The organism is Corynebacterium sp. SCR221107, from assembly GCF_027886475.1.
In the GTDB taxonomy this organism is placed as follows: domain Bacteria; phylum Actinomycetota; class Actinomycetes; order Mycobacteriales; family Mycobacteriaceae; genus Corynebacterium.
This window is the reverse complement of the sequence record NZ_CP115670.1, coordinates 2,664,306-2,677,476: the sequence shown is the minus strand read 5'-3', so window position 1 is coordinate 2,677,476 and position 13,171 is coordinate 2,664,306. Positions and strand designations below refer to the sequence as shown.

Genomic DNA, 13,171 nt, shown 5'->3' with positions numbered 1-13,171 from the left:
TTTATTTCCCCATCAAGCCGATAAGCTTTCCGACGAACACCGGATCATCCACATACCCCGAGTGGTCCCCAGCCAGCCGCCAGCGCTCGAAACCCGAACCCACCGCCGCAGGGTCGATGCCATGAATGGCGGAGTGGTTCGTGCCGACGACCCCGATGGGATCCTTATCGCCCAGCGCAGCCACCAATTTCGGATCCGCAGACTTCAAAATGGGGGTGCCCGGGATGCCGGGGCTGCCCAACAATACAAGCGCATCGGCATCCAAGCCGGGGTCGCTTGCCGCATAGCCCGCCACGGTGGAGCCATAGGAATGCCCGGCCACCACCCGGTAGGCGTGAGGATTACGGGCAGCGAGGCTTGCCTGAAACTCCCGCAGCGCCGTTCCCCCGGTGCGCGCGGGCTCGGCCGCGAGCGCCACCGGAACGCTGGCGGGTGCTCGGTATCCCAACCACATGACCGTAGCGGCTCCGGTTTGCTGATGCAGGCGCTGCGCCCTGCCGACCTCACCGTCGAAAGACCCGGGCGCACTCGACCCCACCCCCGCGACCATCGTGATCACCTCCGAGGCCTCATCGACGTTGCCAAAGGCAACCACCGCGGTATCGGGCCCGACTTCAAGGAGCGTGGCCTGCGGATAGGAGCGCAGCTTCTCGCGCACGATCGGTGGGGCTACCGCGAGGTTGACTCGGTGGATCTCCTCCACGCTGGAGTCTGCGTTGTCCGCTAAGGAGAGGGCTCGGGAGCTGGCCTGCGGGGTGCAGACGTCGATGGCGAGCTCAATGGCTTCCGCGCAAGCCCGGTCGAGCGCGCGCCCCAAGACCCGAAGCTCATCGATGATTGCGTTAATAAAGGGGTTGGAGTCAACTGCTTCTTGTCCCGGCGACAACCGCGCCCCCACCGCCTGCACCCGCACAAGGTGCGTCTCCAACTCCTGCTGCGCGACAGCCGTAAGCTGCAGGATCTGCCCGATGCGATCCAGCGCGCTGGCGGGTTGGCTCAAACCGGCCAGATAGCTGCCGAAACGCCCGAAGGCCGCCTCGAAGGCAACGGAGGAAAAAGAGGAAAAGTCCTCCTCCCATTGCTGGCGTGCGCGGATTTGGGAGTCGAACAGGCTTCCCGAACCACCGAAGGCTAAGTCGGCGGCCTGCCTTAGCCCGACTGAGGACAGGGGATAAAAGCTCATGGGGCCTCACCGCCTAGGGCTTGTGCAAAGGAGCGGTCAATGGCCGCAAGCTCGGAAATAAAGGTCTGCACCGTCGTGCGGTGGTCGTCGATAAGCGAAAAAACGTCCACGGTGGCAGCCGTAATCACCTCATGCGCGCGCTGCAAAGCGACGGCCGTGGCCGAAAAACCCGCAAGCGCAATTGGCGGAACCACAGGCGGCGCGCATGGGCGAATACGCTGCGATACATCACAAAATACATTCATGCCCCAAGCAAAAAGCGAAATAAACAATTGCGCAAGCCCCCGCGGCAAAAACCGGCCGAAATCTGTGGATAACTCCTGCGCGGAAAAAGTTATCCACATATATTGGGGCGCATGCGCATCGCTCTAGGACAAATCTCAACAGGAAAAGATAAACTGGCCAATTTGGCGCTCGTTCGCGAGGCCGTTGCCGATGCCTCCCGCCAAGGCGCGGAACTCATCGTCTTTCCGGAAGCCACCATGCAAGGCTTCGGCACGGGCCGCCTTGACAACCAGGCCGAACCGCCGACCGGCGAATTCGTCGCCGCGCTGAGCACGCTTGCCGACGAGCACAGCCTCGCCATCGTCGCAGGTATCTTTTGCCCCGCCGACACCATCGACCGTGACGGCAAAACCATCAACCGCGTGAGCAACACCGCCGTCGCCTGCCTGCCCGGCGGCATGATCCACACCTACGACAAGATCCACACCTACGATGCTTTCGGCTATGCCGAATCCGACACCGTCGCCGCCGGCAAGGATCTGGTGACCTTCGACTATCTCGGCATCACCTTCGGCCTAGCCATCTGCTACGACATCCGATTCCCGCAGCTATTCCGCGCCCAGGCCAGACGCGGAGCCCAGGCCATCCTGGTGCCCACGAGCTGGGCTGACGGCCCCGGAAAGCTCGAGCAGTGGCAGTTGCTCACCCGAGCGCGGGCGTTGGATTCCACCAGCATCATCGTGGCCTGTGACCAGGCGCAGCCCGCAGAGGAACGCAGTGGCAGCGCGCCGTGTGGCATCGGGCATTCCGCGGTGATCGCCCCCGACGGAACCGTCATCGCTGAGGCCGATAGGCAGGCCCAAGTGCTTTGCGTGGATGTGGAGATCGAGGAGCAAGTGCGCAGCGTGCGGCGTGGCCTGCCCGTGCTCGACTACCCGGAAAACTATCTCTAAGCGGTGTCTAACCCGCGCGATGCTGGGATTCCGCCGGCATGGTCCACAACTCCGGCTGCTCTATGACCCGGGTTTGGATGTGCCCGCGGGGCGTGCCAGCATCGCGGAGTGCCCCCACACTCGCACTGACCACCGCACGCGGCCCCGCGATGAGGACGTCCCGATCCGCCCACGCGCCGAATCCGGCCACGACCTGGGCCACCTCACCCGTTGTGCGCAGGTGTAGCCCGCGCGGTGGCTGCGCATGCTCGGTGGGGTTCACCCACCAGGCATCCTCATCGAATCGGCTGACCGGCGAGACCGATAGCCACGGCGAAGAACCCGCGATCTGCCACAAACCCACAAGGTCATAAAGCTCGCCGGGGTAGTCGGCGGAAAGAAAAAGATGCGTGCGGTTGTGTGGGCCTTTCATGAGCCGATCGAGCAAGACCGACCGGATGGGAGCAAGCCCCGAACCGTGGGCGATCAGTAACGTCTCGCGCTTCTTATCCAGCACGAAGCCACCCTCCTCGCCGTGAGGAGGCCCGACCTGCCAAACATCGCCGACCCCAGTTGCTGCCAGCAGCGCTGCCAAGGAATCCGGTTGCGCGCCGGGGGCAAACGGATCGTGGAAGATGTGAAACTCTATCTGACCATGTTCATTCGAGGGGATCGCGGGGTAGTGGTATTCGATGGTTCCAGGCAAAATAGGCAAGCTGATACTTACGGCTTGGCCCGCCTCATATGCCACCGGGCCGTCGGCCTGCAGTCGGACCACACTCAACCGCCGAGTCCTGCGCTCGATCTGGACTACCTCCGCCCGTGCAGCCGGCTTCGGCGGGAAAACCTGTAGCCGTGAAACTACGGTGCGCGTTAACTGCGCCAAGGCGCGCTCGACCGGCAAGACGGCCTCGAACGGCTGTGCGCCCGCTGCCACCAACATGCCTCGGTGCGCGGCCTCTGACAGTGAGGCCACATCCTCAACCAGTAGCCCATGCGCGCACAAGGTTGTCGCGCGCTGCAAAAAGCGCTTTTCGACTTCCGCAGGCACGTTTCCCTCATCGTCACAACTGCGTGCCAACATACTCAACGCGTCCGCGATGGCAGGGGTGGCGCGGATACGCGTGCGCGCGCTAGCCGAAGCAGAAAAAAAGACGTTGAAGGCAACAGTGGCTAATTCCTCACGGTTGCGCGTGAGTGCGTCCGCCACCGCGCGTTGCTGCGAGGTAGTCACAAACACCATTGTGCCCCACGAGTCCCAGAAACTAAGCACCCTCCTCATCAGGCTTATCGACGCCTATTCGAACAAAACAATGAACGATCGAGAGAAAATTTACGACACCATTGACGATAGTGTCAATAGTCAATTAATTCGCACAATAGTTCTAGACATGTTTTGCATTTCCAGGTATCTTTGTGAGTTATGACACTACTTGAGAGTTACATGGCGGCTGTGGCCTCACCGGTGGCGTTGTTGGGTGAGGTTTTTCAGCAGGACAGACCCCTTGCCGAATTGGGGATGGAGGAATCGGAGGCTACGTGGCTGCATGGTCTAGCCGAAGTCTATTTCGGGAAGACGAAATTTACCCGCCGTCAAAGAAACGCCGTGACCTCCTTAAGGCGCAAGGGGCATAGCTTGTCCCATCTGCGGCTTTTGGAAGATAGGGTGCGCCAGGTCAAGGGGGCGGACTATCAATGGCAGCTGCGCCTGAGCATGCTTCAAGCCCCTCTTGGCACCATCAAACAGTTCAAGGCGCTGCTCAATAAGCGCACCAAGGAGGTCAAGGCTCAAGCGAATCCGTCGCGCCCACCGAAACCGCTGTCGGTTACCGCCCGCCCGCACGGCCCCTCCAGCATTACCTTGACCGGTGAGCCTGCACTGGTTAGGGCCATGGCTGAGGCGCTCAGGGAAGTGCCTGACCCACTTGCTGAGATCGTCAACCATGGGGTCTCTAGTCCCGCAACCTCGCCGGATGCGCCACAAGGCGAAGATGATGGCGCCGAGGTGCAGATCGCCCGGGTGGGGGCGGACGTCATTGTGCACCCTATCGTGCAGATCCCCCTCGAGGTAAGTGATCGGGTGTTGATGCGCCCTGATGGGGAGGTCATGCTGAAGCGCAGTGACGGGGTGGAGATCAGTGCCATCGATTTCATGAGATCAAAGATCTCCCCTGAGTGGGGCTTCGTACTCCTTCACCCGGTCGAAGGTCCCGTCGAACTGGGCAGGGGTTACCGCCTCGCTAGCCATAAACAGCGGATCATGCTCATGGGTGAATCGGCGACATGTCAATTCGGTGACTGCGATAAACCGGCCGAGGAGTGTCAAGTCCACCACATTCATCCCTGGAAGCACGGCGGAGTGACCGATCCCAAGAACCTTACCTTGCTGTGTGCCGCACACAACCGCATGAATAATGACGACTTCGGAAAACCCAAACCATGGGGATATGTCGAGAGGGTTCCCGGCGGATTCCGCCGCGTGTATCGTGAAACCCGCCCGCACGCTGCCTAGGGGAATTAGTGGGAGGGCTCCCACCCGAGAGCCGGTGCCACGTAGTGTGCGAAGTCCGAAAGTAGCTTGACGTTGATGTCCACGCCCGCGGTGTTCGGGATGGTAAGCAGCAAGGTGTCGGCCGCCTGGATTGCGGGGTCGGCCTTGAGTTGTTCGATCAACTTGTCGGGCTCGTCTGCGTACGTGCGCCCGAAGGTGACCTGTGTGCCCTCGCCAAGGGATCCGATCTGGTCGCGGCTTTCGCCTTGGAGGCCGAATAGGCGTCGGGAGGTGTCGTCGACGATCGGGAAAATCGAACGGGACACCGACACTCGCGGGGTCCACTCATGTCCAGCTTGGGTCCAGGCTGAGCGGTAGTCGGCGATCTGCTCGGCCTGCAGCTCGCCGAGGCTGCGCCCATCGGCTTCGCTCACGAGCGTGGAACTCATGAGGTTGACTCCGTCCTGGGCTGCCTGAACCGCTGAGGCGTTGGTGCCAGAGCCCCACCAGATGCGCTGGCGCAGCCCCTCGGAGTAGGGGAACACCGGCAATGCTGCCCCCGGGTGGTACAGGCGTGGGTATTGCTGTTCGGCAGGTGCCGCGGTGGCCACGCCGTAGCCGTCGACGGCTTCTAGGAGTCGCAGGAATTTCTCGCGTGCCATGTCGGCCCCGTTGGGTGCTTGCGCGGTGTAGCCGAAGGCCTCCCAGCCGCGTAGTGCTGGTTCGGGGGATCCCCGGGACACGCCGATGGCGAGCCTGCCGTCGGAAAGCAAATCGAGTACGCCAAGCTCCTCGGCGAGGTAAAGCGGGTTTTCGTAGCGCATGTCGATGACGCCGGTGCCCACCTCAATGTGCTGGGTGCGTGCGGCGATGGCCGCCAGCAGCGGGATGGGGGCTGAGGCCTGGGGTGCGAAGTGGTGGACGCGGAAGCTGGCGTTGTTCACGCCGATCTCGTCGGCGGCGACGGCGATCTCCACGGCCTCTTTGAGGGTTTGGCGCGCGTCGGGGCCTTGCTGGCTGCCGATGGCGTGGTGCCCGAAGGAAAGGAATCCAAATGATTTCATAGCCACCAGTATAGTTGACATGTCAAGTATAGACGGCTTCTCCCGGCACTACTGCTTGCGCCCCTCCAACTTTCGATACTCATGCTGCTCCTTCGCGGACAGTGCACAGCGACTGCGCACGAGCGCTACCAGCGGTGGAACGACAACGAAGGTGATCCAGAAGTAATAGCTAACGGTCACCATGAGGACGATCGCCACCACAAACACCACCGTGCTCACGGTCGTGGCAAGCGTTCCCACCCGGTGCGCCTTCTTCGCCTTGGCGATCAACGCCGACTGTCGGGCCAGTTCCGCAGTATCGGGAAGCGGTGGAAGATCGATGAAGAGAATGTCCAAGTCGCTGCGAAAGGTGGCCGCGCTCGCGCGGGCGCTGCGTTCGTCAAACTCCTGGATGCTTAGGTGTCCCCCCGAGACATAGCGCCCGAGCATCTCTAGCGCCTGCTCGCGGTCCTTGTTTCCAATGCGGATGCTCGAATCCTCGCTCACTGGGGGGCTCCTTGTCGTCGATGCCCCCAGTATACGTCGCCTGCCTACGCCTGCCGCTGGCCTAGAAGCCTTCGCCGAACTGGCGCAGCCCGTGGCGCTGCGGGTCCACCGGCTGTAGGCGCGCGGGCAGGGCTGCGACTACCGCGAGGTAGGAGTCGGTGATGAGATCCTTGAGTAACTCGGGCGTGATGCTGGGTCCGGAAACGATGGAGTTCCAGTGCACCTTGTTCATGTGGTAGCCGGGCGTGATCTCCGCGTAGCGCTCGCGCAGGCGCGCGCCCTCCTCGGGCAGCGCCTTGACTATCACCATTGGTACCCGTTGCGGGTTCGTTTCAGGGTGGCTGAGCAGGCAAAAGACCTTGTCCTTGACGCGGTAGACGTCCCAGCCCTCACCGAAGGGGTGGGTGAGCGTGGCCACCGGCAGCTGTGCCGCGTGTTCGCTGGCGATGGCGAAAAGATCCATTGTTGCTCCTATTTCTTGCGCAGGCTGGCCACGCCGACGCCGCCCTGCATGATCCACGGCCACGAGAGCCCGTTGCTGGAGAGGACGTCGACGCGGAGCTCGTCGGGCACGATGGTGGACTTGTTGGCGTAGCCCAACAGGTATTCGTCGAAGGCGGGCAGCTCCAAGCGTAGGTCGAGGGCGTCGCGGATCTCTTTTGCCGTGACGTCGGCCTGCCAATCCGCAAGGTAGTAGGTCTCGCCCGCGCATGATGCGGTGGGTAGGCCCGCGAGCGCCTGGGTGGCCTGCGCCTTGGTGATCCCCGCCCACCAGGTGAGGTCGGCAACACTGGCCGGTCCGTGTCCGCGCACGTAGCGGCTTCCTAGCTCCTCCAGCGTTGCTTCCTCGTGCTTGCCGACGCCTAAAGCCTCCACCGCCATAAACGTTTCCTCCTTGCCCTTCCGGGGTCCTTGGATAATAACGCCCAAGGTGCCGAGGTAGCGCAAAAGATGCGGGCCGCGGCCGGCGCCGGGGTCGACCCTGGCGGCGGAAAAGACCTGGTAGCACTGCTTGCGGGTGAGGGTTTCGGACCGGAGGGCGTCGGCAAGCGAAGAATGGGCGCGGGAAACCGCCTCGGGGCTTAGTCCGAGCGCGGGCTGGCGCTGGGCCTGCGCGTTCATGATGCGGGGGTGCAGCAGGCGCGCGAGCCAGGTGGCGTCTTCGGCGGCAAGAAAGTGCAGCGTGCCACGCTGTGGCCAGGAACGAACGATCTCTAGGCGGTCGACGGCGGCGAGCACCTCCTCGTCGCTGGACCCCGAACGCAGCGCTAGCGCGCGGATGCCGCCGGCATAGTTTTGGCCTTGCACGGCAAGCAGCCCGGCGGCGGCTGCGGCGGGGGTGTCGAATGCGGGGCGGGCCTGGCTGCGGGCGAGTCCCTGGCTGATGAGCCTGCGTGCGAGCAGCTCGGGGGTGCTAAGTTCCACGTCTTTCAGTGTAGTGTCAACAAACTTGAGCCAATAGCACTCAAGAAATTTGAAGTTGAGTGGAACAAACTCAACTTCAAGTGCGTTAAGGGGAATAGAAGTTCAAAAAACACCCGATAAAGAGCACAAAGGAACAAGGAGGAAGCTTTGAGCGCTTTCAACCCAACCACCAAGACCCAGGAGGCCCTGCAGGTTGCGCTGCAGCAAGCCTCCGCCAACGGCAACCCGGACATCCGCCCCGAGCACCTGCTCGCCGCGATCCTGGGGCAGGAGGACGGCATCGCCGTCCCAGTCCTGCGTGCCACTGGCGTTGACCCGGAGGTCATCCGCAAGGAGGCAGAGGCGCTGGTTGCCAAGCTGCCGAAGGCGGAGGGCGCCGGCATGGCCAACCCAAACTTTAACCGTGACGCCCTCAACGCGCTGACTGCCGCCCAGGAGCTGGCGGGCGAGCTCGGCGATGAATATGTCTCCACCGAGGTTTTGCTTGCCGCGATTGCCCGCGGCAAGACCGAGGCTGCCGAGCTGTTGAACAAGCGCGGCGCTAGCTATGACGTGATCAAGGGCGTCTTCCCGTCGGTGCGCGGGAATAAGAAGGTCACCAATCAGGACCCGGAGGGCCAGTTCCAGGCGCTGGAGAAGTACTCTACTGACTTAACCGCCCGCGCCCGTGAGGGCAAGATTGACCCGGTTATCGGCCGCGATTCGGAGATTCGCCGCGTGGTGCAGGTGCTGTCGCGCCGCACGAAGAATAACCCGGTGCTCATCGGCGAGCCCGGCGTGGGTAAGACCGCCATCGTGGAGGGCTTGGCCCGCCGCATCGTCGCCGGTGACGTGCCGGAGTCGCTGAAAGGCAAGACCCTTATTAGCCTGGATTTGGGCTCGATGGTCGCCGGTGCGAAGTACCGCGGCGAGTTCGAGGAGCGCCTGAAGGCGGTACTCGATGAGATCAAGTCCTCCGAGGGCGAGATCATTACCTTCATCGACGAGCTGCACACCATCGTCGGCGCCGGTGCCACCGGCGAGTCCGCGATGGACGCTGGCAACATGATCAAGCCGATGCTTGCCCGCGGCGAGCTGCGTTTGGTCGGTGCCACCACCTTGGACGAGTACCGCAAGTACATCGAAAAGGACGCGGCTCTGGAGCGCCGTTTCCAGCAGGTCTTCGTCGGCGAGCCCTCGGTGGAGGATGCGATCGGCATCCTGCGTGGTTTGAAGGAGCGCTACGAGGTCCACCACGGCGTGCGCATCCAGGACTCCGCGCTGGTGGCTGCGGCGACCTTGTCGGATCGCTACATCACCTCCCGCTTCCTGCCGGACAAGGCGATCGACTTGGTTGACGAGGCGGCATCGCGCCTGCGCATGGAGATCGACTCCTCCCCGCAGGAGATTGACGAGCTCACCCGCATCGTGCGCCGCCTGGAGATCGAGGAGATGGCCCTTGCCAAGGAGACGGATGAGGCCTCGAAGGAACGGCTGGTCAAGCTGCGCCAGGAGCTTGCCGACGAGCGCGAGAAGCTCGGCGAGCTCACCGCCCGTTGGAACAACGAGAAGGCCGCGATCAACAAGGTCAGCGAGCTGAAGGAGAAGATCGAGGGGCTGCGCCGTGAGGCGGAGATCGCCGAGCGCGACGGCAACCTGGGGCGGGTCTCCGAGATCCAGTACGGCATCATCCCCGGCCTGGAGAAGGAGTTGGCGGAGGCCGAGAACTCCGGCGTGGCAAGCACCCTGCTCACCGAGGAGGTCACCCCGGATACCATCGCTGAGGTGGTCTCCGCGTGGACCGGCATCCCGGCGGGCAAGATGCTCCAGGGTGAGACCGAGAAGCTGCTGAACATGGAGGCCGAGCTGGGCAAGCGTGTGGTCGGCCAGATGCAGGCGGTGGAGGCCGTCTCCGATGCGGTGCGCCGGGCGCGCGCCGGTGTGGCTGACCCGAATCGTCCGACGGGTTCCTTCCTCTTCCTCGGCCCCACGGGCGTGGGCAAGACGGAGCTGGCCAAGGCGCTGGCGGAGTTCATGTTCGACGATGAGCGCGCGATGGTGCGCATCGATATGTCCGAGTACGGCGAGAAGCACTCCGTCGCCCGCCTGGTCGGTGCCCCTCCGGGATATGTCGGCTACGACCAGGGCGGTCAGCTCACCGAGGCTGTGCGCCGCCGCCCGTACACCGTCGTGCTTTTCGACGAGGTGGAAAAGGCTCACCCGGATGTCTTCGACATCCTGCTGCAGGTGCTCGACGAGGGCAGGCTTACCGACGGCCAAGGCCGCACGGTCGACTTCCGCAACACGGTGCTCATCCTCACCTCTAACTTAGGCGCCGGCGGCACCCGCGAGCAGATGATGGACGCCGTCAAGCACGCCTTCAAGCCGGAGTTCGTTAACCGCCTCGATGACGTCGTCATCTTCGATCCGCTCAGCGAGGAGCAGCTGACGCACATCGTCGATATCCAGATCGGCCAGCTGGCCGAGCGCCTGGCCGGGCGTCGACTGAGCCTGAAGGTCTCCGACGCAGCCAAGCTGTGGCTGGCCGAGCGCGGCTACGAGCCCGCCTATGGTGCTCGCCCGCTGCGCCGCCTGATTCAGCAGGCGATCGGCGACCAGCTTGCCAAGAAGCTGCTGGCCGGTGAGATCCGCGACGGCGATACCGTCCACGTGGACGTCGCCGACGGTGGTCGCACCCTCGATATCGAGCGCGCCTAACTTCTAGGGCAACGCACGGAACCACCCCTAACAAGGGGACGGTCCCGTGCGTTGTTTCTCTAGGATGGGCGCATGTCGGAGATCGAGCGTTACCGTGCCCACAACGAACTGTCCCCGGGCCGTGCCCTGGGAATCGTGGTACCGCTGGCGGTGGCGGGCGTTGCGGCAAACTACGCGTTGCCGACTCTGGTCGCTGCGGCGTTGGTGATAGAGATCGTGGCGCTGGTTGCCTTCGTGGTAGCTGGGGTTCCGGCGCTCGTTGCGGCCACCCGGGATGACTATCGTGATACGGACCTCTCGCCCGCGCAGAAGCTGTCCATGTACGCTGGCCCCTTTATCCCTGTTGCCACTGCCCCTTTGTCGGCGCTGCTGCCGGATGCTGCCGGCCATGCAGGTCTTATAGCGCAGGCAACGTGGTGGGCTTTAGGTCTGGCGTGGCTGTTGTGGACGCTGCCGAAGCGATCGTTTCGGATCGGCCGGCGCAGGATCGCTGAGGTCCTTTCCCGCGAGCCCGCCGAGGTCAGTGACCGGCACAAGGCGGCCGTGCGCGCGCACGGCGCCATTATGGGGGCGTTGGTTGCGGTCGGCGCCGTGGATGGGGCGGTGGTGACGGGCAAGCAACTGGCCAAGGTGATGGGGGTAACCGTCGACAAGCTGAAGGAGCCCTTGTTGGAGCTTGACCGATGGGGTGTGGTCAAGGTGAATCGGATTGGGCTGTATCGGGAATCACCTTCATGGCGGATAACCGTAACTGAAGTGGGGGTTTGGGCGCTGCGGCGGTAGGCGTCGGTAAGCGAGGTTTGACAGGGGTTCAACAAGGCGATTGAATAACTATCAATAGATAGGTAGCTAAATGCGTTTTTGACAAGCTTCGCAATTCGCTGCAAAGCGTGACGCAAGACCACTAAGGTAGTGACTTATGACACAGAATGCATCGGCAACCACCGCTATGGTCTCTGTATCCGGAGTCAACAAGTACTTCGACAGCTTCCATGCCTTGCACGACATCAACCTCGAAGTCCTGCGCGGGCAAGTTGTCGTGGTGCTCGGGCCGTCGGGTTCTGGTAAATCCACGCTGTGCCGCACGCTCAACCGCCTCGAGACGATCGACTCCGGCACGATCGCCATCGACGGACAGCCCCTGCCGGAAGAAGGTAAGGCACTAGCCAAGCTACGTTCCGACGTGGGCATGGTCTTCCAGTCCTTCAACCTTTTTCCGCACATGACCATTCGCGACAACCTCACGCTCGGACCCAGGCTCGTGCGCAAGATGAAAAAGGCGGAAGCGGACAAGCTGGCCATGGGGCTGCTGGAGCGCGTGGGTATTGCCAACCAGGCCGACAAGTACCCGGCGCAGCTGTCCGGCGGTCAGCAACAGCGCGTAGCCATCGCGCGTGCGCTGGCCATGCGACCCAAGCTCATGCTTTTCGACGAACCTACCTCGGCGCTCGACCCAGAAATGGTCAACGAGGTGCTCGACGTCATGGCTGGGCTCGCGCGCGATGGCATGACCATGATTTGCGTGACGCACGAGATGGGGTTCGCCCGCAAGGTCGCCGACCGCATCCTGTTCATGGACGAAGGGCAAATCCTCGAAGATACCGACCCGGATAGCTTCTTCACCAACCCGCACACCGACCGCGCCAAGGACTTCCTTGGCAAGATCCTCGCACACTAACCGCAACCACGAGCACCACCCGACACACAAGGAGAATCTCATGTCCCGTACCATCCTTCGCTCCCTCGGCGCTACCGTTGCCGCCCTGGCCTGCACCGCACTCGTCGCCTGCGGTGGCGGTTCCTCCGACTCCGCCTCCGGCGACTCCTCCTCGACCGGCAACCTGCTGGCAGACATCGAGGCCGGCTCGGTCACCCTGGGCACCAAGTTCGATCAGCCCGGCCTGGGGCTGAAGAACTCTGACGGCACCATGAGCGGCCTCGACGTCGACGTTGCCACCTACGTGGTCAACTCCATCGCCAAGGCCAACGGCTGGTCCGAACCGGAAATCACCTGGCGCGAGACCCCCTCCGCCCAGCGCGAGACCGTCATCGGCAACGGCGAGGTGGACATGATCGCCGCCACCTACTCGATCAACGCCGCCCGCGCGGAGAAGGTCAACTTCGGTGGCCCCTACCTGATCACCCACCAGGCGCTACTTGTCAAGGCTGACAACACCGACATCACCAAGCTCGAAGACCTCGACGGCAAGATCCTGTGCTCCGTCTCCGGATCTACCCCAGCCCAGAAGGTCAAGGACGCGCTGCCAGGCGTGCAGCTGCAGGAGTTCGACACCTACTCCTCCTGTGTCGAAGCACTCGACCAGGGCACCATCGACGCCATGACCACCGACGCCACCATCCTCAACGGCTACGCCGCACAGAACTCCGGCTCCTTCAAGCTGGTGGAGATGACCAAGGACGGCAAGCCGTTCACCGACGAGTACTACGGCATCGGCCTGGCCAAGGACGACACCGAGGGCACCGACGCCATCAACACCGCCCTGAAGGAAATGCAGGACTCCGGCGAGTTCGAAAAGGCCGTGGAGGAGAACCTGGGCTCCATGGACGGCATCGACCTGGGCACCCCCGGTGACCTGTCCTTCATCAAGTAGCCAGGCAGGCGACGAAAGCCGCACCACCTGCACCCTCTAGCCACGAACAAGGAGTC

13 protein-coding genes are annotated in these 13,171 nt (G+C 63.0%); 6 read left to right on the top strand and 7 right to left on the bottom strand.

Annotated features, from left to right (window positions below):
* Window position 1: 1 nt before the first annotated feature.
* Together PAB09_RS11765 and PAB09_RS11760 are read right to left on the bottom strand one after the other, a co-directional pair.
* Window positions 2-1,183, bottom strand: coding sequence for an alpha/beta hydrolase (locus PAB09_RS11765; RefSeq protein ID WP_271033828.1), 1,182 nt, complete (start codon window positions 1,181-1,183; stop codon window positions 2-4).
* Entirely contained in the window at window positions 1,180-1,377 is a 198-nt protein-coding gene (locus PAB09_RS11760) for a hypothetical protein (protein ID WP_271033827.1), read from the bottom strand. The genes PAB09_RS11765 and PAB09_RS11760 overlap by 4 nt, the downstream gene beginning before the upstream one ends.
* A 162-nt stretch (window positions 1,378-1,539) precedes the next feature.
* On the opposite strand from PAB09_RS11760, the gene PAB09_RS11755 reads away from it, so the two are divergent.
* Window positions 1,540-2,361 (top strand): carbon-nitrogen hydrolase family protein, encoded by an 822-nt coding sequence (locus PAB09_RS11755; protein ID WP_271033826.1) that lies wholly within the window; start codon window positions 1,540-1,542, stop codon window positions 2,359-2,361.
* A 7-nt stretch (window positions 2,362-2,368) separates the two neighbouring features.
* On the opposite strand, the gene PAB09_RS11750 is transcribed toward PAB09_RS11755, so the two are convergent.
* Window positions 2,369-3,574 (bottom strand): 2-polyprenylphenol hydroxylase, encoded by a 1,206-nt coding sequence (locus PAB09_RS11750; RefSeq protein WP_271033825.1) that lies wholly within the window; start codon window positions 3,572-3,574, stop codon window positions 2,369-2,371.
* A 189-nt stretch (window positions 3,575-3,763) separates the two neighbouring features.
* On the opposite strand from PAB09_RS11750, the gene PAB09_RS11745 reads away from it, so the two are divergent.
* The gene (locus PAB09_RS11745; RefSeq protein WP_271033824.1) at window positions 3,764-4,852 is read left to right on the top strand and encodes an HNH endonuclease signature motif containing protein; all 1,089 of its coding nucleotides are present in this window, start codon (window positions 3,764-3,766) and stop codon (window positions 4,850-4,852) included.
* A gap of 5 nt (window positions 4,853-4,857) precedes the next feature.
* Here the strand turns inward: PAB09_RS11745 and PAB09_RS11740 are convergent, their stop codons facing one another.
* The 4 genes from PAB09_RS11740 to PAB09_RS11725 all read right to left on the bottom strand — a co-directional run bounded on the left by PAB09_RS11740 (window position 4,858) and on the right by PAB09_RS11725 (window position 7,806).
* Entirely contained in the window at window positions 4,858-5,895 is a 1,038-nt protein-coding gene (locus tag PAB09_RS11740; protein WP_271033823.1) for an LLM class flavin-dependent oxidoreductase, read from the bottom strand.
* 48 nt (window positions 5,896-5,943) lie between these two features.
* A complete protein-coding gene (locus PAB09_RS11735) occupies window positions 5,944-6,381 on the bottom strand; it encodes a DUF1707 SHOCT-like domain-containing protein (RefSeq protein ID WP_271033822.1) in 438 nt (145 codons plus the stop codon).
* 61 nt (window positions 6,382-6,442) lie between these two features.
* Window positions 6,443-6,844, bottom strand: coding sequence for an MmcQ/YjbR family DNA-binding protein (locus tag PAB09_RS11730; protein WP_271033821.1), 402 nt, complete (start codon window positions 6,842-6,844; stop codon window positions 6,443-6,445).
* A gap of 8 nt (window positions 6,845-6,852) precedes the next feature.
* A complete protein-coding gene (locus tag PAB09_RS11725) occupies window positions 6,853-7,806 on the bottom strand; it encodes a winged helix DNA-binding domain-containing protein (RefSeq protein WP_271033820.1) in 954 nt (317 codons plus the stop codon).
* Between the two features lie 147 nt (window positions 7,807-7,953).
* Between PAB09_RS11725 and clpB the strand changes: the two genes are divergently transcribed.
* From clpB to PAB09_RS11705, 4 genes are all read left to right on the top strand, one after another.
* Complete coding sequence (gene clpB / locus PAB09_RS11720; RefSeq protein ID WP_271033819.1) at window positions 7,954-10,503, top strand: ATP-dependent chaperone ClpB; 2,550 nt, start codon at window positions 7,954-7,956, stop codon at window positions 10,501-10,503.
* A gap of 72 nt (window positions 10,504-10,575) precedes the next feature.
* Window positions 10,576-11,286, top strand: coding sequence for a hypothetical protein (locus tag PAB09_RS11715; RefSeq protein ID WP_271033818.1), 711 nt, complete (start codon window positions 10,576-10,578; stop codon window positions 11,284-11,286).
* Between the two features lie 166 nt (window positions 11,287-11,452).
* Entirely contained in the window at window positions 11,453-12,181 is a 729-nt protein-coding gene (gene gluA, locus PAB09_RS11710) for a glutamate ABC transporter ATP-binding protein GluA (protein ID WP_271035387.1), read from the top strand.
* A gap of 40 nt (window positions 12,182-12,221) precedes the next feature.
* Entirely contained in the window at window positions 12,222-13,115 is an 894-nt protein-coding gene (locus PAB09_RS11705; protein WP_271033817.1) for a glutamate ABC transporter substrate-binding protein, read from the top strand.
* Window positions 13,116-13,171: the final 56 nt, after the last annotated feature.